The sequence below is a fragment of the Pseudomonas sp. NA-150 genome, assembly GCF_044336365.1.
Lineage (GTDB): Bacteria > Pseudomonadota > Gammaproteobacteria > Pseudomonadales > Pseudomonadaceae > Aquipseudomonas.
In genome coordinates this window covers 5,255,890-5,280,258 of the sequence record NZ_CP172305.1, presented here as the reverse complement: position 1 = coordinate 5,280,258, position 24,369 = coordinate 5,255,890, and the positions used below count along the sequence as shown (strand labels likewise).

Genomic DNA, 24,369 nt, shown 5'->3' with positions numbered 1-24,369 from the left:
TTTCTACAGCCTTTATCTGCACTTGTTACCACTTGAGCAATACGCCAAAAAGAGATGGTTGCTATGGAGTTAACTTTGTGAGTAGATTTTTTATATACATTCTGGGTCTTGTAGTTTGTTCGATGGTCCATGCTGCCGATAAGCCATTTAAAATTTATCCACCCTTCATGGGGTACGATCAGTTGGAGTTGTCATCGTACCCTGACTTAGGTGGGGTCGCGATAAAGGGTACATTGATATCTCCTGATGGGCTGCGTTTGTACTTACCGGACACATGTAGCCCAGATGGAGGTGATCCATCTTTACAAGATGTATATAGTGTGGTGGGGGATAAAGAGCTCTTGGTCTTTACGTGTCTGTGGGAGGTTGTGCACTCAGGGCTTGGTATGAAAGGAAAATATTACATGTCTTATGTGTATGCCGAAGGCAGGGCTGGAGAGGTGTTAAAGGTTGGTAAAGGATTAAGTGATGTGGTATCTGGGTATGAAGGGACTTTTGAAGAGGGTGAAAGAGGTTATCTTTGGTACTCTGATAGTAGGCTCGCATCAAAAAAATAATTGAATTAATCAAAGGGGTTGAAACAGACTCTTTAGACTTGGTCGGGATGATAGCCCAAGCAAGAGTTGCTGACGGTGATTCACAAGGTGCTAGAGATTATTTGTCTCCTGAGCGCATGAGTGAACTGAGGAGAAAGTATCCGATTTCCAAGGATAATTTTCAAATATATAACCTAATAGCGGCTTTTCTTTTTGATGTGGGAGAGGTCGGTCGTGCATATGAGTTAGTCAAGGGGATAGATGAGGTTGTTCCTGATAGTAAAGTGGCTACTTTGAAGCTGGCAGATGAGTCTTGGGAGACAGATAGGGCGGCGGGTGGTGATTATTAGCGAATATATAAGTGCTTGTTGGAAATAAACGCAAAAAAAGGGACGGATTTATTTTTGTGTTAGTCCCCAATGGCGCCCTTGTGATTTTCAATTTCCGTACTTAATAATTAATCTATGAAACCACGAACCCGATAAACTTATGCCCCAACCAAAACACCCCGTCCTCGATCGAAACCCCCAACTCCGTGCCAACACCACTCGTCTGCAACTGGATTGCCTGGACACGGTCTGGCTTGGCTCTCACGTACCGCATCGTTTTATATGCACCCAAGGTCATATCCTTCTCAGACCGCCCGCACAAATCGCCAAGCGCATTAAGGGCTGTCGTATTTGTGAATGGGACAGATTGACCAAGCGGTTGCGAGCGAGTGCGCAAAAGGCTGATGTGGTGTGGCTGGATGAGCGTTGGATAGGGGTCAATGTGAAATATCACTTTCATTGTAAGTTTGGGCACACGTGGCTTCGAAAAGGTGTTCTGGCTATAGCGTCCAGTGGTTGTCGTGAGTGTGCGGGGAGTGCGCCGAAGGAGTCCGAATGGACTCTTTTCGGAATGAAGCGCATGCAGCTGAGGGTGGCGCAGCAGGGCGGGGAGTGCCTCTCGCCAAGTGGTACTACGGGCAGTCAGTGTTATAGCTTCCGTTGTGCGCAAGGGCATGTTTTTGAGCAGAGTGGCAAGGCTGTAAATCGGGGAGTCTGGTGCAGGCAATGCGCCGAGGAGCAAAGGTTTGTCGAGCGGCTGGCACGCCTGCACGTGATTTCCGAGCAACGTGGAGGTAGCTGCCTGACTGTCACGAACCCAGGTGGTGATCGCCCTTATCGTTTCCGCTGCCGGGACGGGCATGAATGGGAGACGAAAGTGAGTTCGGTTCTGTATGGGAGTTGGTGTCGTCGGTGTGCCTGGAAGGGTTTTTCGCACAACAGCGAAGCAGGTCGTTATCACGACGAGGTGGGTAACGGCCGGTCTGCCTCGATATCTATGAGCGGCATCGTCACAGGATCGTCAGGCTCCAAGTAACAGACGTACCTGCGCAATTGCGCAGGCACGTTCAGGTCTTACTCCGAGTGTTCCGCCCCAAACCCAACCAACCCATCAATCGACGCTTCAATCAGCGCCTTGCTCATCTCCACAAAATGCAAACTCGCCCACGTCAGTGAGCGCAGTCTTTGCGGGTCAGCGTTATCGGTTTCAGCAATCAACGAGCTGGCGCAGCCCATCATCACGCTGGAGTGTTCGAGGGCGGTCTGGATGGGGATGCCGTCCTGGACGGTGAACAGGTTTTCGCCCGAGGACATGTGGCCGAAGGGTAGTTTTTCGGTGGTGGGGGTGATGTTTTTTGGAATCATTGGCTGAACTCTAGTGAGGAATGAGAGCTGCCGAATTCGCCGTCAAACGAATGGGTGGCAGCTGTGCGTGGGTTGACGGACCGGTCACTAGCACCCGGCGCACTCGAAAGTGCCCCTCGCACAGTTGCCATAGCGTTGCAGTGGGCACACGAAGGTGCGCTGCATAACGGATGGACCGTGCATCGGTGCTAGTGGTGCTGCGCAGGCCGTCAAACCTGATCACGGATGTGCCGTGACGGGGGCGAGGATAGGCAGTGTCGGTGGGAGGGTCAAGCCGGGGGATGTCAGGCACACCGCTTCAAGTCATTCGCCAACACGTTGGCACCAACAGAGCCTGTGCCGGGCGCAAGACGTCTGTAGGAGCTGCCGAAGGCTGCGATCACTCTAAAACGCGAAGGCAGTTCCGGCCTTATCGCAGCCTTCGGCAGCTCCTACATGGGATCTGTGTATCAGCTGAAACATCGAATCTCCCCCGGCAACCTGCTGAAAACTATGTGGGAAACGTCCGTCTTTAGCGTAGGTGGCTGGGCTATACTCCACCCGCTTTGGACCGTCCATCGGTCCACTTCTCGAACTCGGCAAATACTGCCGATGTTGAACTCTTGAGGGCTGGACTGTGAAGAATTGGACGCTGCGCCAACGGATTCTGGCGAGTTTTGCGGTAATCATCGCCATTATGTTGTTAATGATCGTTTTGGCCTTTTCCCGGCTGCTTGCGATTGAGTCCAGCGAAGAGGAAGTGCGCACTGACGCGCTGCCGGGTCTGTTCTACAGCACTCAACTGCGCAGCGCCTGGATCAGCAGTTACATAAATGTGATGCAGTTGCTCGCCGAAGGCGAAGGCCGCTCACTGTCGCAAACCGAGCTTGATCAGTTCAAGGGTTACGGCGACACGCTGACCGGTGAGTTGAACAACTACAAAAAGACAGTGTTCGATCCCGCCGATCAAGCCCGCGTCGACGCTTTTGAAAAACAGCGCGTGATCTACGAAAAAGTTACTGGCGACGTGCTTGGTCTGTATCAAACCAAGGACTTCGCTCAGGCGCATGCCTTGTTCGTCAGCAAAATGGTGCCGGCCTGGAGTGACGGTCGCACGATGGCGACCACTATGATCAATGAGAACAAGAAGATTGCTGATAGCGCGATTGCCTCGATTGTCAGTGCAGTGGCTTCCGCCAAGATCAGCATGGGCATTTCGCTGCTGGTGGCGCTGGTGGCAGCCGCTTACTGTGGCTTGCTGTTGTTGCGCGCGATCATGTCACCCATGGGTCGTATCGTTAGCATCCTCGACATCATGCGTACTGGCGATTTGAGCAAACGCCTGAACCTGGAGCGCAAAGACGAATTCGGCGCGGTGGAAACCGGCTTCAACGACATGATGACCGAGCTGACCGGGCTGGTGTCCCAGGCGCAGCGGTCGTCGGTGCAAGTCACCACCTCGGTGACCGAGATTGCCGCCACCTCCAAGCAACAACAAGCCACCGCGACTGAAACCGCTGCCACCACCACCGAAATCGGTGCGACTTCGCGGGAGATTGCTGCAACGTCTCGCGATCTGGTGCGGACCATGACCGAGGTGAGCAACGCCGCCGATCAGGCTTCGATCCTCGCCGGCTCGGGTCAGCAGGGCTTGTCGCGCATGGAAGAGACCATGCACTCGGTGATGGGCGCGGCCGATTTGGTCAATGCCAAGCTGGCGATCCTCAACGAGAAGGCCGGCAACATCAATCAGGTGGTGGTGACCATCGTCAAAGTCGCGGACCAGACCAACCTGCTGTCGCTCAACGCCGCCATCGAAGCGGAAAAAGCCGGTGAGTACGGCCGTGGTTTTGCCGTGGTCGCGACTGAAGTGCGGCGTCTGGCGGATCAGACCGCCGTGGCCACCTATGACATCGAACAGATGGTGCGCGAGATTCAGTCGGCGGTGTCGGCCGGCGTCATGGGCATGGACAAATTCTCCGAAGAAGTGCGCCGTGGCATGTTCGAAGTGACCCAAGTCGGCGAACAGCTTTCGCAGATCATCTATCAGGTGCAGGCGCTGGCGCCGCGGGTATTGATGGTCAATGAGGGCATGCAGGCCCAGGCCACGGGTGCCGAGCAGATCAATCAGGCGTTGGTGCAGTTGGGCGACGCCAGCAGCCAGACCGTCGAGTCCTTGCGTCAGGCCAGTTTTGCCATCGATGAGTTGAGTCAGGTGGCGGTGGGGCTGCGCAGTGGCGTCTCGCGCTTCAAGGTCTGAGATCAGGCGATGATCGAGCATTCGGCCAAGCGCGGCGCCCCGGCGTTGCCGCAGAACACCTTGTTTCTGCAGTTTCGCATCGGCAACGAACGTTACGCTCTGGAAGCGATGGACATCGCCGAAGTACTGCCGCGCCTGCAACTCAAGCCCATTGCCCAGACCCCGGACTGGGTGGTCGGCGTGTTTGCCCACCGTGGGGTGATGGTGCCGGTGATCGACCTCAGCGCCTTGACCTTTGGCCGGCCGGCCCAGGCGCGGACCAGTACCCGTCTGGTGTTGGTTCACTACCGCGTCGATGCGGAACGCCCGCGCGAACTGCTCGGGCTGATTTTGGAACAAGCCACCGATACCCTGCGTTGCGCACCGTCCGAATTCAAGGATTACGGGCTGGACAACCGCGAGGCGCGCTACCTCGGGCCGGTTCGTGAGGACGAGCAGGGGCTGTTGCAGTGGGTCCGCGTTCAGGACGTGCTCAGCGACGCGGTGCGCGAGCTGTTGTATCCCGCGCAGCCGTTGAGCGCTGAGCGGTTCGGAGACGCGCCATGAGTGGCGATCCACGTTTCTCGCGCTTCCTCAAGGAGCGCATCGGGCTGGACGTTGTCTCGGTGGGTGAGGCAATCATCGAGCGCGCGGTGCGCCAGCGGCATACCGCAACCCAGTCCGAGGACTGCGAGCAGTATTGGCAACGGCTGCTGGCCTCGGCCGACGAGCAGCTAGCGCTGATAGAAGCGGTGATCGTCCCCGAGACCTGGTTTTTTCGTTACCCCGAATCCTTCGTCACCCTCGGCAAGCTGGCCGTGGAGCGTTTGGCGCAACTGATGGGCGCCCGGCCGCTGCGGATTCTCAGCCTGCCGTGCTCCACCGGCGAAGAGCCGTATTCAATTGCCATGGCACTGTTCGACGCAGGGCTCGAAGCCCGGCAGTTTCAAGTGGACGCGGTGGACATCAGCCCGCTGTCGATCGAAAAAGCCGGGCGTGCGCTGTATGGGAAAAATTCGTTTCGCGGCGACCGCCTGAGCTTTCGCGAGCGCTATTTCAGCCTTGAAGCCGATGGTTATCAACTGGATGAAAAAGTCTGCCGGCCGGTGACGTTCCAGGCGGGCAACGTGCTGGATCCCGACTTGCTGGCCGCGCAGCCGGCCTACGATTTTGTGTTCTGCCGCAATTTGCTGATTTATTTCGATGTCGAGACTCAGCAGCGCGCGCTTCAGGTGCTCAAACGCTGGACCCGTGAAGAAGGCGTGTTGTTTATTGGTCCGGCCGAGGGCAGCTTGCTGGTGCGGCTGGGCATGCGCTCGACGGGCGCCGCGCAGTCGTTCGCCTTCAGTCGCCATACGGAAAAGGTCGCCGAAGCGACAGTGCCGTTCGTTGCGCGACCTGCGTTACGCCCGGTGATGCCGTTACGCGTCACGCCCAGACCCTTTGCTTCGGGCCCATTACCGGTTGTCAGTCGCCCGGTCGCGACCCCTCAATCATTGCCCAAAGATGAACAGGCGAGCACGCTGCTACTGGAAATCGCCATGCTGGCCGATCAGGGCAGCAGCGCTGCAGCGCGGGCGGCGGGTGAACGTTATCTGCAACTCTATGAACCCGTGGCCCAGGTGTTTTACTGGCTGGGCCTGTTAAGCGATCTCGGTGGTCAGGCGAGCGAGGCGCAGGCGTTGTATCGCAAGGCGCTGTACCTGGAGCCGCAACACCCCGAGGCCTTGGCGCAATTAGCGGCGTTGCTCGCCTCCCAGGGCGATGTCGCAGGCGCCCGGCGTTTGCAGGCGCGTGCCGCGCGTGTCCCCCGCGATCCTGATGGTCGAAGTAAACAAGGAAGTCATCGATGAGCGGTGCGTTGAGTGAGCCAGGCATGATCCAGCAGGACGCCCATGCCATTGACGATTGCTGGAACCGGATCGGCATCCATGGCGATCGCTCTTGCCCGTTGCTGGCGGATCACATTCATTGCCGTAACTGTGCGGTGTATTCCGCTGCCGCGACACGCCTGCTCGACCGCTATTCGCTGGCGCAGGAACATCGGCCGCAAGTGTTCGGGCACGAGGTGGACAGCCGGGTCGAGACGCGCTCGATACTGGTGTTTCGCCTCGGCGAAGAGTGGCTGGGCTTGCCGACCCGGTGCCTGGTGGAAGTGGCGCCGTTGCAGGTGATTCATTCGCTGCCGCATCAACGCTCTCGGGCTTTGCTCGGTGTGGCCAACGTGCGCGGCGCGCTGGTGGCGTGTCTGTCGTTGGTGGAATTGCTCGGGCTGGAGAGTGCGCCAGTGGCCAATCACTCGGCGCGAATCATGCCGCGGATGTTGATCGTCGCGGCGCAGGGCGGTCCCGTGGTGGTGCCGGTGGATGAGGTCGACGGCATCCATGCGATCGCTCAGCACGAACTGGACGCGGCCTCTGCCTCGGGCCATCACGCGGACGCCAAATACACCCGTGGCGTGTTGCAGTGGAAGGCGCGCAGCCTGCGTTTGCTGGATGAAGAACAACTGCTGTCGGCCGTGACCCGGAGCCTTTCATGACCCCTGATCAAATGCGCGACGCCTCGTTGTTCGAACTGTTCACCCTGGAAGCCGAGGCGCAAACCCAGGTGCTCAGTGCCGGCTTGCTGGCGCTGGAGCGTGACCCGACGCAAGCCGATCACCTGGAAGCCTGCATGCGCGCGGCACATTCGCTCAAGGGCGCGGCGCGGATTGTCGGGGTCGATGCCGGTGTCAGCGTCGCCCATGTGATGGAAGATTGCCTGGTCAGCGCACAGGAATCGCGTCTTCGCCTGCGTCCTGAACATATCGATGCCTTGTTGCAGGGCACCGACCTCTTGATGCGCATCGCCACGCCGGGCAGCTCGGGCACCGATGCGCAGGTCATCAACGCTTACGTGGTGCAGATGAACCTGCTGCTGGTGCCTGCGCCGGCTGTCGCGCGCTCGCTGCCGATAGCGCCGGAACCGGCGCCGATCAGCGAGATGAGCAGCGCCGACTTGCTGGCAGCCGCGTTGCGTCTCGACGTACCTGAGCCGGAAACAGCGCCCCTTGCCGCAGCGGAAAAACCCGCTGCGGCGAAGCGTAACCGACGCTCGTCCGACAATGGCGAGCGGGTGTTACGGGTCACCGCCGAGCGCCTGAACAGCCTGCTCGATCTGTCGAGTAAAGCGCTGGTGGAAACCCAGCGTCTGAAACCGTTTCTGGCGACCATGCAGCGGGTTAAACGTCTGCATAACAGCAACGGCCGGGCGCTGGACAGCCTGGAGGCCAGCCTCAAGCAGGCCAGGGTCAGCAGCGAGACCCAGGAAGCACTGGCAGAAGCGCGGCGATTATTGTCCGAAGCCCAGGCAATGCTGACCCAGCAAACCGCCGAGCTGGACGAATTTGGTTGGCAAGCCAGCCAGCGCGCGCAGCAGTTGTATGACACTGCGCTGGCCTGTCGCATGCGGCCGTTTGCCGATGTGCTGGGTGGGCAGGCGCGCATGGTGCGGGATCTGGGGCGTGAGCTGGGCAAGCAGGTGCGGCTGGAGATCGAAGGCGAAAAAACCCAGGTCGACCGCGACGTACTGGAAAAGCTCGAAGCGCCGTTGACGCATTTGCTGCGCAACGCCGTGGACCACGGTATCGAATTCCCTGAGCAACGGCTGCTGGCCGGTAAACCGGCGGAAGGGCACATTCGTCTGCGAGCGTCACACCAGGCCGGATTGCTGGTGCTGGAGATCAGCGATGACGGCGGCGGTATTGATCTGCAGCGCTTGCGTCGCAGCATCGTCGAACGGCAACTGTCGCCGGCCGAGACCGCCGCGCAGATGAGTGATGAAGAGCTGTTGAGCTTTCTGTTCCTGCCGGGGTTCAGCCTGCGCGACAAGGTCACTGAAGTGTCCGGTCGCGGGGTCGGCCTCGACGTGGTGCAGCACATGGTGCGCCAACTGCGCGGCGCCATCGAACTTGAGCAGGAAGCGGGGCAGGGCAGTCGTTTCCACCTGGAAGTGCCGCTGACCTTGTCGGTGGTGCGCAGCCTGGTGGTGGAGGTCGGCGGCGAAGCCTATGCGTTCCCGTTGGCACACATCGAGCGCATGCGCGATTTGCAGGCCGACGACATCGTGCAGTTGGAAGGTCGTCAGCACTTCTGGCATGAAGGTCGGCATGTCGGTCTGGTGGCTGCCAGTCAGTTGTTGCAACGCCCGCAAAGCCAGACCCTCGGTGATGCGCTGAAGGTGGTGGTGATCCGCGAGCGCGATGCGGTGTATGGCGTCGCGGTCGAACGGTTTATCGGCGAGCGCACGCTGGTGGTGCTACCCCTCGATCCGCGTCTGGGCAAGGTGCAGGACATCACCGCCGGCGCGCTGCTCGACGATGGTTCGCCCGTGTTGATCATCGACGTCGAAGACATGCTGCGTTCAGTCGAGAAACTGCTCAACACCGGGCGTCTCGAACGCATCGACCGCCGCAGCCAGCAAACCAGCAGCGTGGCGCGCAAGCGTGTGCTGGTGGTGGATGACTCGTTGACGGTGCGCGAACTGGAGCGCAAGTTGTTGCTCAATCGCGGCTATGAGGTCGCGGTGGCGGTGGACGGTATGGACGGCTGGAATGCCCTGCGCGCCGAGGATTTCGACCTGCTGATCACCGATATCGACATGCCGCGCATGGACGGTATCGAGCTGGTGACCCTGTTGCGTCGCGACAGCCGTTTGCAGTCCTTGCCGGTGATGGTGGTGTCGTACAAAGATCGCGAAGAAGATCGTCGCCGTGGCCTGGATGCGGGCGCGGACTATTATTTGGCGAAAGCCAGTTTCCATGACGACGCCCTGCTGGACGCCGTGATGGAATTAATCGGGGAGGCGCAAGGATGAGAATCGCCATCGTCAACGATATGCCCATGGCCGTAGAGGCGCTGCGTCGGGCCATTGCTTTCGAACCCGCCCACCAAGTGGTGTGGGTCGCGAGCAATGGTGCGGAGGCGGTGGCCCGCTGTGCCGAGGTGCTGCCTGACTTGATCCTGATGGACTTGATCATGCCGGTGATGGACGGCGTCGAGGCCACGCGACAGATCATGGCGGCGACGCCGTGCGCGATTGTGGTGGTCACGGTCGACCGTCAGCAAAACGTCCACCGGGTGTTCGAAGCCATGGGCTATGGCGCGCTGGATGTGGTTGATACGCCGGCGTTGGGCGCCGGTAACCCCCGGGATGCCGCCGCGCCACTGCTGCGCAAAATCCTCAACATTGGCTGGCTGATCGGTCAGCGCGACCGTCGCGAGGCCCCGGCCACCGCACCGTTGCGGCACAACCTGCAGCGTCAGGGGCTGGTCGCCATCGGCTCGTCCGCGGGTGGCCCCGCCGCTCTCGAAGCCTTGTTGAAAGGCCTGCCCAGGACCTTCCCCGCAGCCATCGTGCTGGTGCAGCATGTCGATCAAGTGTTCGCCGCCGGCATGGCCGAGTGGTTGAGCAGTGCGGCCGGGCTGCCGGTGCGCCTGGCCCGCGAAGGCGAGCCGCCGCAACAAGGCACGGTGTTGCTGGCCGGGACCAATCACCATATTCGCTTGATGAAAAACGGCAGCCTGGCGTACACCGCCGAGCCCGTAAACGAAATTTATCGGCCCTCGATCGATGTGTTCTTCGAGAGTGTGGCCCGCTACTGGAGTGGAGACGCGGTGGGTGTTTTGCTGACGGGGATGGGGCGCGATGGCGCTCAGGGGCTCAAATCGATGCGTCAGCAGGGATTCCTGACGATTGCGCAGGATCAACAGAGCAGCGCGGTGTTCGGCATGCCCAAGGCTGCCGCTGCCATTGATGCTGCTGTCGAAATTCGGCCGTTGGAAAAAATCGCGCCGCGACTCATCGAGGTATTTGCCCAATGATTTCTCACGTCGGTACACACCTCGTCCGCGAGCAGGAGAGCGCGCATGAATGAATTACAGCTAGGTGACTTGAACAAGACCGATGAAAATTCGGCCATGGTGCTGCTGGTCGACGATCAGGCGATGATCGGCGAAGCGGTGCGTCGTGGGCTGGCTCACGAAGACAATATCGACTTTCATTTCTGTGCCGATCCGCATCAGGCCATCACCCAGGCGATTTTGATCAGGCCCACGGTGATCCTGCAGGACCTGGTGATGCCGGGGCTCGACGGCCTGACATTGGTGCGCGAATACCGCGCCAACCCGCAGACCAAGGACATACCGATCATCGTGCTCTCGACCAAGGAAGACCCGCTGATCAAAAGCGCGGCCTTTGCGGCGGGGGCCAACGATTACCTGGTCAAGTTGCCGGACAACATCGAACTGGTGGCGCGCATTCGCTATCACTCACGGTCCTACATGACCCTGCTGCAGCGTGATGAGGCTTACCGGGCGTTACGTGTGAGCCAGCAACAATTGCTCGACACCAATCTGGTGTTGCAGCGATTGATGAACTCCGACGGTCTGACCGGGCTGTCCAACCGCCGGCACTTCGACGAATACCTGGAACTGGAATGGCGCCGGGCGATTCGTGAACAGACGCAGATCTCGCTGTTGATGATCGATGTCGACTTCTTCAAGACCTACAACGACAGTTTCGGCCATCTCGAAGGCGATGAAGCGTTGCGTCAGGTGGCGGAGGCGATTCGTCAAAGTTGCAGTCGTCCCTCGCACTTGCCGGCGCGTTACGGCGGCGAAGAGTTTGCCTTGGTGCTGCCCAATACCTCGCCGGGCGGCGCTCGACTGGTGGCCGAGAAGCTGCGTCAGAGCGTGGCGGGATTGGGCATCGCGCATAACTCGCCGAAGGAAGGTTCGACCCTGACCGTCAGCATCGGCCTGGCCACCATGGTTCCGCAACCAGGCTCGACCGCACGTCAGTTGATCCAGGACGCCGACAAAGGGCTGTATTCGGCGAAGAACAATGGGCGCAATCAGGTGGTGGTTGGGGCGAGCTGACAGCCGGTTTTGATGGCTAAATTCGGTCTGTGGGAGATTCTATGTCTGTATGCAAATCACTGTAGGAGCGGGCTTGCCCGCGATAGCGGCCTACCTGACACATCGCATCAGGCTGATCGCAGGCACGCCAGCTCCTACAGACGATCGCATTCCATGCGGGAGCAGGGAAGTCGGGCGCCCTACAGATTGCTGCCAACGCTGCCCAACGGGCTGCCCTGCCGGCCCGCAGTGGGTTATACTCGCCGGCTTTCAAAAGTTCGCCTACGAGTGCTGCCCACCATGGAAATCAACCCGATCCTAAACAGCATCAAGGACCTGTCCGAGCGTTCCGAAACTATTCGGGGGTATCTTTGACTACGATCAAAAGCATGAGCGCCTGACCGAAGTCAATCGCGAGCTTGAAGATCCTGCTGTCTGGAACAACCCTGAATACGCCCAGAACCTGGGCCGCGAGCGTTCTGCGCTGGCGTTGATCGTCGACACCCTGGACGAAATGTCCTCCGGTCTGGTCGACGCCAAAGACCTGCTGCTGATGTCTGCTGAAGAAGAAGATCAGGGCGCCGTGGACGACGTGGCCGCTGAAGTCGAGCGCCTGCGCGAGTCGCTGGAGAAGCTCGAATTCCGCCGGATGTTCAGCGGCGAGATGGACCAAAACAACGCTTACCTCGATATCCAGGCCGGTTCCGGCGGCACGGAGGCGCAAGACTGGGCCAACATCCTGCTGCGCATGTACCTGCGCTGGGCCGACAAGCGCGGTTTTGACGCCACCATCATGGAACTGTCCGCCGGTGAAGTCGCCGGGATCAAGGGTGCAACTATCCACATCAAGGGCGAATACGCCTTTGGCTGGTTGCGCACCGAAATCGGCGTGCACCGTCTGGTGCGCAAAAGCCCGTTCGACTCCGGCAACCGTCGCCACACCTCGTTCTCCGCGGTATTCGTCTCGCCGGAAATCGATGACAACATCGAAATCGACATCAACCCGTCGGACCTGCGGATCGATACCTATCGTTCGTCCGGTGCCGGTGGTCAGCACGTAAACACCACCGACTCGGCGGTGCGGATCACTCACGTTCCGACCAACACCGTGGTCAGCTGCCAGAACGAACGTTCGCAGCACGCCAACAAAGACACCGCGATGAAGATGTTGCGGGCACGTTTGTACGAGCAGGAAGTGCAGAAGCGCAACGCCGCTTCGCAGGCGCTGGAAGACACCAAGTCCGACATCGGCTGGGGTCACCAGATCCGTTCCTACGTGCTCGACGCCTCGCGGATCAAGGATTTGCGGACCAGCATCGAACGCCAGCGACTGCGACAAGGTGCTCGATGGCGACATCGACGAATACCTGATTGCGAGTCTCAAGCAAGGGCTGTGATCCAGCCGTTGTACTGAATGAAGTCCCTCGTGATCCAGCGAGGGCAATGAACCTGTGATGGAAAAACCAAGACATGAGCGACCAACAACTCGACCCGCAAGACCTGCAACAGGAAGAAAACAGCCTGATCGCCCTGCGCAAGGAAAAACTTGCCACCGAGCGCGCCAAAGGCCAGGCCTTCCCCAACGACTTCCGTCGCGACAGCTACTGCAATGACTTGCAGAAGCAGTACGCCGACAAGACCAAGGAAGAGCTGTTGGATGCAGCGATTCCGGTCAAGGTTGCCGGTCGCATCATGCTCAACCGTGGCTCGTTCATGGTGATCCAGGACATGACCGGTCGCATTCAGGTCTACGTCAACCGCAAGACCCTGTCGGAAGAAACCCTGGCCTCGGTCAAGACCTGGGACATGGGCGACATCATCGCCGCCGAAGGCACCCTGGCCCGTTCCGGCAAGGGCGACCTGTACGTGGAAATGACCACCGTGCGCCTGCTGACCAAGTCGCTGCGCCCGCTGCCTGACAAACACCACGGCCTGACCGACACTGAACAGCGCTATCGTCAGCGCTACGTTGACCTGATCGTCAACGAAGAAGTGCGCGACACGTTCCGCGTGCGTTCGCAAGTCATCGCGCACATCCGCAGCTTCCTGATGAAGCGTGACTTCCTGGAAGTCGAAACACCGATGCTGCAGACCATTCCTGGTGGTGCGGCGGCCAAACCGTTCGAGACGCATCACAACGCGCTCGACCTGGACATGTTCCTGCGTATCGCGCCGGAGCTGTTCCTCAAGCGTCTGGTTGTCGGTGGCTTCGAGAAAGTATTCGAGATCAACCGTAACTTCCGTAACGAAGGCGTTTCGACCCGGCACAACCCTGAATTCACCATGCTTGAGTTCTATCAGGCGTACGCCGATTACGAAGACAACATGGACCTCACCGAAGAGCTGTTCCGCGAGCTGGCGCAGCTGGTTCTGGGCAGCACCGACGTGCCGTACGGCGACAAGGTGTTCCACTTCGGCGAGCCGTTTGCGCGTCTGTCGGTGTTCGACTCGATCCTCAAGTACAACCCGGATCTCAGCGCTGCCGATCTGGAAAACATCGACACCGCGCGTGCCATCGCCAAGAAAGCCGGCGCCAAGGTGCTGGGTTTCGAAGGCCTGGGCAAACTGCAGGTGATGATTTTCGAAGAACTGGTCGAGCACAAGCTGGAGCAGCCGCACTTCATCACCCAGTACCCGTTCGAAGTGTCGCCGCTGGCTCGCCGTAACGACGACAACCCGAACGTCACCGACCGCTTCGAGTTGTTCATCGGTGGCCGCGAAATCGCCAACGCCTATTCCGAGTTGAACGACGCGGAAGACCAGGCCGAGCGTTTCATGGCGCAGGTGGCCGACAAGGACGCCGGCGACGACGAAGCCATGCACTACGACGCCGACTTCGTTCGTGCGCTGGAGTACGGCATGCCGCCAACGGCGGGTGAAGGTATCGGTATCGACCGTCTGGTGATGCTGCTGACCAACTCACCGTCGATTCGCGACGTGATCCTGTTCCCGCACATGCGCCCACAAGCGTAAATGTTGTGAAAAAGCCGCCTGAGCAGGGCGGTTTTTTTTTGCCTGTTCTGGTTTGATTCTTCTGCGCCTGAAGAATCGTTATCGCGGGCAAGCCCGCTCCTACAGTTGAACGCATTCCCCTGTAGGAGCGGGCTTGCCCGCGATTTTACTCAAGAGGAAATCCTGTCGTGACCCGTACGGCTGCTCAAGAAGGTGCTGCTGGCATTGCCACAGCCGTTGCCCGGAGTGTTCAGTATCAAGGCCGCAAGGCCAGCCGACAGGGCAGCGAACAGCGTCGACAGGACATTCTCGATGCCGCCATGCGCATCGTGGTCCGCGATGGCGTGCGCGCGGTGCGTCATCGGGCGGTCGCCGCTGAAGCCAGCGTGCCGTTATCGGCCACCACCTATTACTTCAAAGACATCGACGACCTGCTCACCGATGCCTTCTCGCAATACGTCGAGCGCAGCGCGGCCTACATGGCCAAGCTCTGGGAAAACACCGAAGTCATCCTGCGCGGCATGCTTGCTCGCCAGCGACGGCTCCCCTAACGCCCGCGCACGATTGGCCGACGAAATCGCGGTCATGACCATGGAGTACCTGCGTCGCCAATTGACCACCCGCCGCGAACATCTGATCGCTGAACATGCCTTCCTCCAGGAAGCGCTGCTCAATCCACGGCTGGCGAAGCTGGTCAGCGCACACCAGCGGATTTTGCTGCAAGGCACCTGTCAGTTGTTGCAGGTAGTGGGTTCTTCCCAACCGCAGCAGGACGCTCAAGTGTTGACGGGGATTATCTGCCGGATGGAATATCAGGGCCTGCTGGACGGCCCGCAGCCACAGGCGGACTCAGACATGCTGAGCATCCTTACCCGTTACATGCATTTGGTCCTGGGTGCCGCGCAACGGAACGCCGAGTGATGATGGTTATTTTCTGGAAAGTCCGATGAGTGCCCGGGTCTGGCTGATGGCCTTGTCGTTCCTGCTGTTGAGCGGTTGTCTGGTCACCTTCAAGGACCCGATTCCGGCCAGGGACGCAGCGCCGGCGGAGTTGCTCGGTCGCTGGACCAGCAAGAATGCCTGGGGCGAAGCGCTGGAGCTCGAGATCACCCGCGCGGCGGGGCAGGAACGTGAATACAAAGCGGTCAGCTATCGTAAGGGTGACCGCAAGCACGGCGATGAATACACCTTTACCGTGTCACGCCACGGCAGCCGCTGGTACTTGTCGGCGGGTTTGCCGGATAAATACGGGTCGAACTATGTCATCGCCGGTTTTGAGTTGTCGGAAAACAACGAGTTGGTGGTCTACCCCCTCGATATCGACCGCATTAACCAATTGATCGAGCAGAAAACGTTGGCCGGCCAGGCGCTGGAAACCGAGAAAGGCGACGGGGTGATGGTCACCAGTCCCCTGGATCAAGTGTTCGCCTACCTTGACGATCCGGCCAACTCTGACGTTTTCCTCGAAATGGCGCGTTATCAGCGCCTGCCCAAATAGGGCGAAACCTGATCAACCAAGGAGTACCGGGTGGACGATTACCAGCAGACTATTCGTACGTTGTCGGACCGCATCGTCCTGGCACAGACGCCGATCCGCGTACTCGACGCGGTCAAATGGGACGACAGCATCCGCAAGGGCTTTCTCAAGGCCAAGGGCAAAGAAATGCCGGCCGTGGACAAGGCCTATTACGACAGCCGCCCATTGGCCTTCGACTCCGGTGCGGTGAAGCTGGAGTTCCAGAACATCGAGCGTGACATCACCCGCCAACTGGGCCAGTTCAACCCGGTCGGGCAAATCATGCGGCGTATGTGCAAAGAGTACCGGATGGTTATCCGGATGCTCGAAGCACGCGGCACACCGGACTTCGGCCTGATTTCCCAGGAGTTGTATGGCGCTGCTTCCGACGCGTTCCATGCCGGTGATCCGACGCTGTCCGACCTGGGCCTGATGCTCTCGGATTACCTGAACAACATCGCCGGGCGTGGCGACCTGAAAGACGAGCCGAAAACTCTGACGGCGAAAGACGCGGTCAATCTGCTGCAATGCCGGCTGAACAAAGTGTTTGGCGAGGCGGAGTCGACCATTCGTGTATTCGAGTCCGACGGTATCGTCGCCGACGCGGCGGCGGGCGCCGACTACATCAAGATCCGCGCCGATGCGATGTTCAACGAACGTGACGTGCGCGCGCTGGAAGTCCACGAAGGGCTGGTGCATGTCGGCACCACACTGAACGGTTTGAATCAGCCGATCTGCACCTTCCTCGCCAAGGGCCCGCCTTCGTCGACTGTGACCCAAGAAGGGCTGGCGATTCTGATGGAGGTGATCGCCTTTGCCTCCTACCCGAGCCGCCTGCGCAAGCTGACCAACCGCACCCGCGCGATTCACATGGCCGAGGAGGGCGCTGATTTCTTGCAGGTGTACGAGTTCTATCGCGAGCAAGGTTTTGAGATGGCCGACAGCTACGGCAACGCCAGTCGGGTTTTCCGTGGTTCGGTGCCCAATGGTCTGCCATTTACCAAAGACTTGTCCTACCTCAAGGGCTTTATCATGGTTTACAACTACATTCAGTTGGCCGTGCGTAAAGGCAAGCTTGAGCAGGTGCCGTTGTTGTTCTGCGGCAAGACCACCCTGGAAGACATGCGCACCCTGCGCCAGTTGGTGGATGAAGGTCTGGTGGTCGCGCCGAAGTACCTGCCGGAACAATTCCGCGACATGAACGCGCTGTCGGCATGGATGTGCTTCTCGAACTTCTTGAACCATTTGAGCCTGGATCGGATCGAAGCGGATTACTCGAATATCTTGTGATGCACCAATCCTGTAGGAGCTGCCGAAGGCTGCGATTGACCGTGAAGCGGTCATCTATGTGAAGGCCCTGCGGGCCTTATCGCAGCCTTCGGCAGCTCCTACAGGAATGTGTTGCTGCGGACAAAGGGGACAACAGTTTGAAGGTACTCAGCATCCTCGCCTTGCTCCTGACCCTCAGCGGTTGCAGCGAGCTGCTGTTCTATCCCGAGCACGGCCAGTTATTCACCCCGGCAAAAGCCCATCTGCCTTACCGCGACGTGACCCTCACCGCCGCCGATGGCACCCGGCTCCACGCCTGGTTTTTGCCGGCGAAGGAGGGCGTGCCGGTCAAGGGCACGGTGCTGCATCTGCATGGCAATGGCGGCAATCTGCCGATGCATTTGGGCGGCAGTTGGTGGCTGCCGAAAGAGGGCTATCAAGTGCTGTTGCTGGATTACCGTGGCTACGGTTTGTCTGAGGGTGAGCCGAGCCTGCCGGCGATTTATCAGGACATTGACGCAGCGTTCGATTGGCTGGACAAAGCGCCCGAGGTGCAGGGCAAGCCATTGGTGGTGCTGGGGCAGAGTCTCGGTGGCGGCCTGGCCGTGCATTACCTGGCCGAGCACCCGACACAGCGCGCGCGGCTCAAGGCGCTGGTGCTGGACGGTACGCCGGCAAGCTATCGCGATGTGGCGCGATATACCTTGGGCAACGCGTGGCCGTTCTGGCTGTTTCAGACGCCGCTGTCATGGCTGGTTCCCGATTCGGACAGCGCGATCAGAGGCCTGCCGCAACTCAAAGGCACGCCGATTCTGTTGTTCCAGAGCCTCGACGATACAATTGTGCCCCTTTCCAACGGCATCAGTCTGTATCAAGCTGCGCCCCCTCCGCGGGTGTTGCAGCTAACCCGCGGCGGCCATGTGCAGACCTTTTTCGACCCGACCTGGCGTCAGGTGATGGTGCGTTATCTGGAAGATCCACAGCACTTCAACGGCCTGCGTCGCCTGGCCGAAGTGCCGAATTATCCCAAGGCTGCACCCGAGCCACCGAATTCAGACATTGAAAGCCTAGAGAATCCGTAATGAAGCAAGAACGTGACGCAATCCCTCTGATCATCACCGGTATCTGCTGCATCTTCGGCACCATCGCTTGCCTGTGGTACTACGGCTACCTGCACTTCGCCAAACCGGAAGATGCGTTGGAGCTCAAGGAATTCACCATGCTCAAAACGATTCCTGGGCAGGACTACAAAATCTCTGTCGACGCGGCCAGCGAAGTGGCGCAGTGCATCGATGGCGTGGTGGTGTTGTTCGATACCGAACAGAAGGGCTTGAGCGGGGTGTTGGTGAATGGCAGCAAACAGGCTGTGCATTGCCTGGGGCAGGAAACGCCGCAGCAGTTGCAGCCTTGATTCGATGATGTAGGAGCGGGCTTGCCCGCGATCGCGATCCGTCTGACGGACCGTGATCGCGGGCAAGCCCGCTCCTACAAGGGATGTTGCATCAGTTCGATGATTGCATCGACGAACGTGGCGCTACCGGTTGGTTATCGTTGGAGATGGTCACTTCCACCCGACGATTCTGCGCCCGGCCCGAGTTGCTGGCGTTATCTGCCACCGGGTACTCTTTGCCGTAGCCTTGGGTCACAACACGCGACGGGTCGACGCCCATTTGCACCAGCGCCATGCGCACCGAGTTGGCACGCCGTTCCGACAGTGACACGTTGTAGCTGTCCGAGCCGCTAGCGTCGGTATAGCCCTCGATGATCACCTTACGGTCGGGGTTCTCCTGGAGGAACTGCGCAAGCTTGTTGACGTTCATCATCCCGGTGGACTTCAGTTCGGCTTTGTTCACATCAAACAGCACATCACCAAAGGTCACCAGGGTGCCGCGATCCGTTTGCTTGGCATTCAGGCTGGCCTGCAGCTGTTTGATCTGCTCATCGCGAGACGCCAGACGGGCCTGTGCGCGCATGGCGTCGGCGTTTTTCAGTTGCTCTTCAGCGGTGCGCAGGTTGATGGTTTGCTTGGCCACTTCGACGCGCTGAATGGTCAGGTAAGACAGTTGATCAACCGTCTTCGCGCTTTCCCGGTTTTCGTACGCGTGGTTGGCCTTGTCCAGGTAATCGCTGGCTTCCTTGGTCTCCAGGGCCGCGGCCGTGCTGGCATGCGGGTCGGCTTGCAGCGCCGAAAAGTTGGTGCGCGCCTGATCAAGCGTTGGATTGGGTTGCGTCGCGCAAGCCGCCAGGCCAACGCTCAGCGCCAGAAGTGCAGGAATCATCAGTTGTGTACGCATAATTAGGTGTCCTTCCAATCAATGACGAATTCACGGAAAAGCTCTGGTTGCCGCGCTTATTGCGTGGTCGTGCGCAGGCCTTCCTGACGTATTTCATCCGCGCCTTTCTGGGCGTCCTGCACCGCCTTCTCGGCTTTCGCCGCCTGGGCTTTGCGTTCGGCTACCTTAGCGTCCCACTCGGACTGCTCGGCGAGCATTCGGGCTTCGTCATACTTCTTGTCATGCATGGCCATTTCGGCCTGCTTCAGTTTGTCCTGGGCATTCTTCATATCCAGCGCGGCGTACTCGGTGCCGCCGGCGCTGACCGCGCTGTTCACGGCGGCTTGCGTCACCGCGTATTGGGTCGACGGAGGGTTGCCCGCGCATCCGGCCAATACGACGCTGCTACCGAGAGCAAGGACGGCCAGTTTCAGCCCGCGCAGGTTGCTCAATGAGGTTGTCGCAGTACTGATCTTCATGGTTTTCAACTCCATTGGATAACTCCTGAAAACAAGATTTCCATGACAGTCATAGGCCGGCAGCGGGCGGGGTAAAAAGAGCTGAGCCATCGGCTGCCAGAGCTTTTTCTGTGATGGTTACTGGCTGTGACCAGCGGCATTTTTGAATAGTTCACTAAGCTTTTTTCAACGGTATGAAGTTTTTTTCAGTGAGACGAAGGCTCTAGACCGGGGTCGACATGACGCGCAGGCGTATGCCGACCGCAAAAAGCGGTCGGGCACACAGGCAGGGAAGGAGGCGAAAGCGGGTGTCGGAATCAGTGCTTCTGGGTGTCAGCCTGTTCGGCTAAATCGCGCAGATAGCGCTTCGACAGCGAGAGAAAACGCGGGGTCGGACCGACGTCTTCGTACAGTGGGTCACCCTCTTCATCGGTGGCAACCACCTGTTGTCCCTTGACGTAGGGGAAGCTGGCTTCCAGCTCTTCCAGCGCCGCACCGATCAATTCCCCCAGCAGTTCTTCGGGGTGACGTTTGGGGTACATTTCGGCAATCGCAGCGAGCCGTGCAGCTGCTCCGACATCGAGGTGAATCGCGTAACGGGTCTTGGTCAGACGGCCTTTGGCATTCTGTTCCCAGTGTTTGGCGAGCTCACGGATTTTCATAGGAACCTCTTGGTCAACCCGCTCGTGGCGGGCAGATGGGGGAGTGCGAGTCGTCGTGCGGCTCATCGATGAGCCTAGTCCAGGCGTTGAAAGGCAGGCGTAAAGCGTATGTAAAGCGTCGCGTGCTTGTCAGAACTAGTCGCGCTGTGCACTCTTGGTAGATCAGATTTTTGCGCGCTTGTTCAGTCAGGCCTGTGTCCGGCTGAACAGCATCCGTCCAGAAACGCTGGGGAGAAGGGCTAATGGCCGACATTGACGTACGATTGCGTGAAGACGTTCACCTGCTGGGTGAGCTGTTGGGCAACACGATTCTCGAACAACGCGGGCCTGAGTTTCTCGACAAGATCGAGCGCATCCGCAAGGGTGCGAAGGCCGGGCGCCAAGGCTCGGCAGCCGGCACCGAACAGTTGAGTTCAAGCCTCGCCGAACTGGGTGAAGACGAGTTGCTGCCCGTGGCACGCGCCTTCAACCAGTTCCTCAACCTGGCCAACATTGCCGAGCAATACCAGCTCATCCATCGTCGTGACGACAGCCAGCCGCAGCCCTTCGAATACCGCGTTCTACCTGAGTTGCTGGAGCGCCTGAAAGGCAATGGGCACAGTCCTGAAGCCTTGGCCCGGCAACTGGGCAAGCTGGAGATCGAGCTGGTGTTGACCGCGCACCCCACCGAGGTGGCGCGTCGAACGCTGATCCAGAAATACGATGCCATCGCCTCGCAATTGGCGGCGCTCGATCATCGCGATTTGAACGCCGGCGAGCGCGCGCAAATCACCACGCGCCTGCAACGGCTGATTGCCGAAGCCTGGCACACCGAAGAAATCCGCCGCACGCGGCCGACACCGATCGACGAGGCAAAATGGGGCTTCGCCGTGATCGAGCACTCGCTGTGGCAGGCGATCCCCAATTACCTGCGCAAGGCCGACCATGCGCTCCATGCCGCCACCGGGCTGCACCTGCCGCTGGAGGCTGCGCCGATTCGCTTTGCGTCGTGGATGGGTGGTGACCGCGACGGCAACCCTAATGTCACGGCGGCCATTACCCGTGAAGTGTTGTTGCTGGCGCGCTGGATGGCGGCTGATTTGTATGTGCGTGACGTCGATCAACTGGCCGCCGAACTGTCGATGCAGGAAGCCAGCGATGCGTTACGTGCGGCAGCGGGTGACAGTGCCGAGCCTTATCGCGCAGTGCTCAAGCGTCTGCGTGAACGACTGAAAGCCACGCGTAACTGGGCCCAGGCTTCGTTGGCGGTCACTCAGCCGGCGCCGGATAACGTGCTGCACAACAACAAGGATCTGCTGGAGCCGTTGCAGCTGTGTTTTCAGTCGCTGCATGAGTGCGGCATGGGCGTAATTGCTGACGGGCCGTTGCTCGATTGCCTACGTCGCGCGGTGACGTTCGGTCTGTTTCTAGTGCGTCTTGATGTGCGTCAGGACTCCAGTCGTCACAGCTCGGCGATGACCGAAATCACCGATTATCTGGGCCTGGGTCGCTACGAAGAATGGGACGAAGCAACCCGTATCGATTTCCTGCTGCGTGAACTGAATAATCGTCGCCCCTTGCTGCCCGCGCATTTCAAACCGGCAGCGGATACCGCTGAAGTGCTGGCGACCTGTCGTGAAGTGGCGGCAGCGCCAGCGGCCTCGCTGGGCTCTTATGTGATCTCGATGGCCGGTGCGGCATCCGACGTTTTGGCCGTGCAATTGCTGCTCAAGGAAGCGGGTCTGCAGCGGCCGATGCGCGTGGTGCCGCTGTTCGAAACCCTGGCCGATCTGGATAACGCCGGGCCGGCCATCGAGCAGTTGTTGAGCCTGCCGGGCTACCGTTTGCGCTTGAACGGCCCGCAGGAAGTGATGATCGGTTACTCCGATTCGGCCAAGGACGCGGGCACCACGGCTGCGGCCTGGGCGCAGTATCGGGCGCAGGAAAAGCTGGTGGAAATCTGCCGCGAGCAGCAAGTCGAATTGCTGTTGTTTCACGGTCGTGGCGGCACCGTGGGCCGGGGCGGCGGTCCGGCCCATGCGGCGATTCTGTCGCAGCCGCCAGGCTCGGTGGCCGGGCGTTTCCGCACCACGGAACAGGGCGAGATGATTCGTTTCAAGTTTGGGTTGCCAGACATCGCCGAGCAAAACCTCAATCTGTATTTGGCGGCGGTGCTGGAAGCGACCCTGCAACCGCCGCCGATGCCTGAGCCGGCATGGCGGCAGATGATGGACCACTTGGCTGCCGATGGCGTTAGTGCCTATCGTGCGGTGGTGCGTGAGCATCCGGAATTCGTCGATTATTTCCGTCAGGCCACGCCCGAACAGGAGCTGGGGCGTCTGCCGCTGGGCAGCCGTCCGGCCAAGCGTCGCGAAGGGGGCGTGGAAAGTCTGCGGGCGATCCCGTGGATCTTTGCCTGGACCCAGACCCGCTTGATGTTGCCGGCCTGGTTGGGCTGGGAAGCGGCGTTGAGTAAGGCGCTGGAGCGCGGCGAAGGCGAGTTGCTGGGGCAAATGCGTGAGCAATGGCCGTTCTTCCGTACCCGGATCGACATGCTGGAGATGGTGCTGGCCAAGGCCGACAGCGATATCGCGCGGATGTACGACGAACGGTTGGTCGAGCCGCGATTGCAACATTTAGGCACGCATTTGCGCGACCTATTGTCGCAGGCCTGCACGGTTGTGCTAGGTTTGACCGGACAGTCGCAGCTGCTGGCACATAGCCCAGAAACCCTGGAATTCATTAGCCTGCGCAACACCTACCTCGACCCGCTGCACTTGCTGCAAGCCGAGCTTCTGGCGCGCTCGCGCCAGCGGGAATCAACCTTGGACAGCCCTTTAGAACAGGCTTTACTGGTCTCCGTCGCGGGTATCGCCGCCGGTTTGCGCAACACCGGTTGAGGGTGCCAGATGATTGGCGCTGCCACGTAATCGGCAGCGCGATTCATCAAATGGCAATATATTGACCTTTTAAGACGCATCCCTATAAGGTTGCTGCAGACCATGACCGTCGAGACGTGTTCGTTTGCGTGCTTGCCGGTCATCAGTTGACTGCGACTTTTAGCGGCTTGTGTGGGATTAGTCTGCTGTGTATCTTGATCAGCCTTTGGCCGATTGGCTGAACCTTTATTTTTGAGATTGGCCCCATGAGGCGAATCTGACGCAATCCATATAAAAACTTAGGAGCACATCGATGCGCGTAATTCTGCTGGGAGCTCCCGGGGCCGGTAAAGGTACTCAGGCCAAGTTCATTACTGAAAAATTCGGCATCCCACAAATTTCCACCGGCGACATGCTGCGCGCGGCGGTCAAGGCCGGTACTGAGCTTGGCCTGAAAGCCAAGAGCGTCATGGACAGCGGTGGCCTGGTGTCCGATGACCTGATCATCGGCCTGATCAAAGATCGCCTGTCGCAAGCGGATTGCGCCAATGGCTGCCTGTTCGACGGCTTCCCACGCACTATTCCTCAGGCTGAAGCGTTGTTGGCTGCCGGCCTGGAAATCGACCACGTGATTGAAATCTCGGTCGACGACGAAGAGATCGTCAAACGCATTTCCGGTCGTCGTGTCCACGAAGGCTCGGGCCGCGTTTACCACCTGCTGTTCAACGCGCCGAAGAATGAAGGCGTGGACGATGAAACCGGCGAGCCGCTGGTTCAGCGCAAAGACGACGTTGAAGCCACCGTGCGTCACCGTCTCGAGGTGTACCACGCTCAGACCCAGCCACTGGTCAAGTTCTACCAGGAACTGTCGGCCAAGAATGGCAAGCCGAAGTTCGCCCACATCGAAGGCGTTGGCAAGGTCGAAGAGATCACCGCCAAGGTTCAGGCTGCTTTCAGCTGATAATGCTTTTGCTGATCAACTACGGCCCGCTTGCGGGCCGTAGTTGTTTATAATACGGCACTTTTTTTACGCTGCT

Annotated in this window: 20 protein-coding genes and 2 pseudogenes; 18 read left to right on the top strand and 4 right to left on the bottom strand. The window is 59.4% G+C overall.

All coding sequences use genetic code 11. The features are described 5' to 3' along the window. Positions 1-77 precede the first annotated feature (77 nt). On the top strand, positions 78-557 hold the full coding sequence (locus ACF0H7_RS24880) for a hypothetical protein (RefSeq protein WP_397449497.1): 480 nt from the start codon (positions 78-80) through the stop codon (positions 555-557). A gap of 47 nt (positions 558-604) precedes the next feature. Further along, on the top strand, positions 605-886 hold the full coding sequence (locus tag ACF0H7_RS24875; protein WP_397449496.1) for a hypothetical protein: 282 nt from the start codon (positions 605-607) through the stop codon (positions 884-886). Between the two features lie 1,053 nt (positions 887-1,939). Here ACF0H7_RS24875 and ACF0H7_RS24870 read toward each other — a convergent pair. After that, positions 1,940-2,230: a DUF3077 domain-containing protein gene (locus ACF0H7_RS24870; protein ID WP_397449495.1), complete on the bottom strand. Its 291-nt coding sequence runs from the start codon at positions 2,228-2,230 to the stop codon at positions 1,940-1,942. Positions 2,231-2,846: 616 nt separating this feature from the next. Here ACF0H7_RS24870 and ACF0H7_RS24865 point away from each other — a divergent pair. From ACF0H7_RS24865 to ACF0H7_RS24800, 14 genes and pseudogenes are all read left to right on the top strand, one after another. After that, positions 2,847-4,469 (top strand): methyl-accepting chemotaxis protein, encoded by a 1,623-nt coding sequence (locus ACF0H7_RS24865; RefSeq protein WP_397449494.1) that lies wholly within the window; start codon positions 2,847-2,849, stop codon positions 4,467-4,469. A gap of 9 nt (positions 4,470-4,478) precedes the next feature. Continuing rightward, positions 4,479-5,015, top strand: coding sequence for a chemotaxis protein CheW (locus ACF0H7_RS24860; RefSeq protein ID WP_397449493.1), 537 nt, complete (start codon positions 4,479-4,481; stop codon positions 5,013-5,015). After that, on the top strand, positions 5,012-6,301 hold the full coding sequence (locus ACF0H7_RS24855; protein WP_397449492.1) for a CheR family methyltransferase: 1,290 nt from the start codon (positions 5,012-5,014) through the stop codon (positions 6,299-6,301). Before ACF0H7_RS24860 ends, ACF0H7_RS24855 begins: the two co-directional genes overlap by 4 nt. Next, complete coding sequence (locus tag ACF0H7_RS24850) at positions 6,298-6,987, top strand: chemotaxis protein CheW (RefSeq protein WP_397449491.1); 690 nt, start codon at positions 6,298-6,300, stop codon at positions 6,985-6,987. The genes ACF0H7_RS24855 and ACF0H7_RS24850 overlap by 4 nt, the downstream gene beginning before the upstream one ends. After that, positions 6,984-9,302 carry a hybrid sensor histidine kinase/response regulator gene (locus ACF0H7_RS24845; protein ID WP_397449490.1) on the top strand — a complete coding sequence of 773 codons (2,319 nt, stop codon included), beginning with the start codon at positions 6,984-6,986 and terminating at the stop codon, positions 9,300-9,302. The genes ACF0H7_RS24850 and ACF0H7_RS24845 overlap by 4 nt, the downstream gene beginning before the upstream one ends. Beyond that, positions 9,299-10,309 (top strand): chemotaxis response regulator protein-glutamate methylesterase, encoded by a 1,011-nt coding sequence (locus ACF0H7_RS24840; RefSeq protein ID WP_397449489.1) that lies wholly within the window; start codon positions 9,299-9,301, stop codon positions 10,307-10,309. The genes ACF0H7_RS24845 and ACF0H7_RS24840 overlap by 4 nt, the downstream gene beginning before the upstream one ends. 45 nt (positions 10,310-10,354) lie before the next feature. Further along, a complete protein-coding gene (locus ACF0H7_RS24835; protein WP_397449488.1) occupies positions 10,355-11,365 on the top strand; it encodes a diguanylate cyclase domain-containing protein in 1,011 nt (336 codons plus the stop codon). A gap of 279 nt (positions 11,366-11,644) precedes the next feature. Then, positions 11,645-12,741 (top strand): annotated as a pseudogene (gene prfB / locus ACF0H7_RS24830) (peptide chain release factor 2). Positions 12,742-12,814: 73 nt separating this feature from the next. Beyond that, positions 12,815-14,317 (top strand): lysine--tRNA ligase, encoded by a 1,503-nt coding sequence (lysS, locus tag ACF0H7_RS24825; RefSeq protein ID WP_397449487.1) that lies wholly within the window; start codon positions 12,815-12,817, stop codon positions 14,315-14,317. 167 nt (positions 14,318-14,484) lie between these two features. After that, positions 14,485-15,217 (top strand): annotated as a pseudogene (locus ACF0H7_RS24820) (TetR/AcrR family transcriptional regulator). Between the two features lie 25 nt (positions 15,218-15,242). Next, positions 15,243-15,794, top strand: a complete 552-nt coding sequence (locus ACF0H7_RS24815) for a hypothetical protein (RefSeq protein WP_397449486.1) — start codon at positions 15,243-15,245, stop codon at positions 15,792-15,794. 30 nt (positions 15,795-15,824) lie between these two features. Continuing rightward, positions 15,825-17,102 (top strand): flavohemoglobin expression-modulating QEGLA motif protein, encoded by a 1,278-nt coding sequence (locus tag ACF0H7_RS24810; RefSeq protein ID WP_397449485.1) that lies wholly within the window; start codon positions 15,825-15,827, stop codon positions 17,100-17,102. Positions 17,103-17,239: 137 nt separating this feature from the next. Then, the gene (locus ACF0H7_RS24805) at positions 17,240-18,163 is read left to right on the top strand and encodes an alpha/beta hydrolase (RefSeq protein WP_397449484.1); all 924 of its coding nucleotides are present in this window, start codon (positions 17,240-17,242) and stop codon (positions 18,161-18,163) included. Continuing rightward, positions 18,163-18,492, top strand: coding sequence for a hypothetical protein (locus ACF0H7_RS24800; RefSeq protein ID WP_397449483.1), 330 nt, complete (start codon positions 18,163-18,165; stop codon positions 18,490-18,492). The genes ACF0H7_RS24805 and ACF0H7_RS24800 overlap by 1 nt, the downstream gene beginning before the upstream one ends. 91 nt (positions 18,493-18,583) lie before the next feature. On the opposite strand, the gene ACF0H7_RS24795 is transcribed toward ACF0H7_RS24800, so the two are convergent. The 3 genes from ACF0H7_RS24795 to ACF0H7_RS24785 all read right to left on the bottom strand — a co-directional run bounded on the left by ACF0H7_RS24795 (position 18,584) and on the right by ACF0H7_RS24785 (position 20,474). Further along, the gene (locus tag ACF0H7_RS24795) at positions 18,584-19,375 is read right to left on the bottom strand and encodes an OmpA family protein (protein ID WP_397449482.1); all 792 of its coding nucleotides are present in this window, start codon (positions 19,373-19,375) and stop codon (positions 18,584-18,586) included. 56 nt (positions 19,376-19,431) lie between these two features. Beyond that, complete coding sequence (locus ACF0H7_RS24790; protein ID WP_397449481.1) at positions 19,432-19,848, bottom strand: DUF4398 domain-containing protein; 417 nt, start codon at positions 19,846-19,848, stop codon at positions 19,432-19,434. Between the two features lie 281 nt (positions 19,849-20,129). Then, positions 20,130-20,474 (bottom strand): pilin assembly protein, encoded by a 345-nt coding sequence (locus ACF0H7_RS24785; protein WP_397449480.1) that lies wholly within the window; start codon positions 20,472-20,474, stop codon positions 20,130-20,132. A gap of 242 nt (positions 20,475-20,716) precedes the next feature. On the opposite strand from ACF0H7_RS24785, the gene ppc reads away from it, so the two are divergent. Continuing rightward, positions 20,717-23,353 (top strand): phosphoenolpyruvate carboxylase, encoded by a 2,637-nt coding sequence (gene ppc / locus ACF0H7_RS24780; RefSeq protein ID WP_397449479.1) that lies wholly within the window; start codon positions 20,717-20,719, stop codon positions 23,351-23,353. Between the two features lie 292 nt (positions 23,354-23,645). After that, positions 23,646-24,293 (top strand): adenylate kinase, encoded by a 648-nt coding sequence (gene adk / locus ACF0H7_RS24775; RefSeq protein WP_397449478.1) that lies wholly within the window; start codon positions 23,646-23,648, stop codon positions 24,291-24,293. Positions 24,294-24,369: the final 76 nt, after the last annotated feature.

Coding starts and splice junctions, on each gene's coding strand:
- ACF0H7_RS24875 (WP_397449496.1), top strand. CDS start 605: ATGATAGCCCAAGCAAGAGTTGCTGACGGTGATTCACAAGGTGCTAGA.
- ACF0H7_RS24870 (WP_397449495.1), bottom strand. CDS start 2,230: ATGATTCCAAAAAACATCACCCCCACCACCGAAAAACTACCCTTCGGC.
- ACF0H7_RS24860 (WP_397449493.1), top strand. CDS start 4,479: ATGATCGAGCATTCGGCCAAGCGCGGCGCCCCGGCGTTGCCGCAGAAC.
- ACF0H7_RS24855 (WP_397449492.1), top strand. CDS start 5,012: ATGAGTGGCGATCCACGTTTCTCGCGCTTCCTCAAGGAGCGCATCGGG.
- ACF0H7_RS24850 (WP_397449491.1), top strand. CDS start 6,298: ATGAGCGGTGCGTTGAGTGAGCCAGGCATGATCCAGCAGGACGCCCAT.
- ACF0H7_RS24845 (WP_397449490.1), top strand. CDS start 6,984: ATGACCCCTGATCAAATGCGCGACGCCTCGTTGTTCGAACTGTTCACC.
- ACF0H7_RS24840 (WP_397449489.1), top strand. CDS start 9,299: ATGAGAATCGCCATCGTCAACGATATGCCCATGGCCGTAGAGGCGCTG.
- ACF0H7_RS24835 (WP_397449488.1), top strand. CDS start 10,355: ATGAATGAATTACAGCTAGGTGACTTGAACAAGACCGATGAAAATTCG.
- lysS (WP_397449487.1), top strand. CDS start 12,815: ATGAGCGACCAACAACTCGACCCGCAAGACCTGCAACAGGAAGAAAAC.
- ACF0H7_RS24815 (WP_397449486.1), top strand. CDS start 15,243: ATGAGTGCCCGGGTCTGGCTGATGGCCTTGTCGTTCCTGCTGTTGAGC.
- ACF0H7_RS24800 (WP_397449483.1), top strand. CDS start 18,163: ATGAAGCAAGAACGTGACGCAATCCCTCTGATCATCACCGGTATCTGC.
- ACF0H7_RS24795 (WP_397449482.1), bottom strand. CDS start 19,375: ATGCGTACACAACTGATGATTCCTGCACTTCTGGCGCTGAGCGTTGGC.
- ACF0H7_RS24790 (WP_397449481.1), bottom strand. CDS start 19,848: ATGGAGTTGAAAACCATGAAGATCAGTACTGCGACAACCTCATTGAGC.
- ACF0H7_RS24785 (WP_397449480.1), bottom strand. CDS start 20,474: ATGAAAATCCGTGAGCTCGCCAAACACTGGGAACAGAATGCCAAAGGC.
- ppc (WP_397449479.1), top strand. CDS start 20,717: ATGGCCGACATTGACGTACGATTGCGTGAAGACGTTCACCTGCTGGGT.
- adk (WP_397449478.1), top strand. CDS start 23,646: ATGCGCGTAATTCTGCTGGGAGCTCCCGGGGCCGGTAAAGGTACTCAG.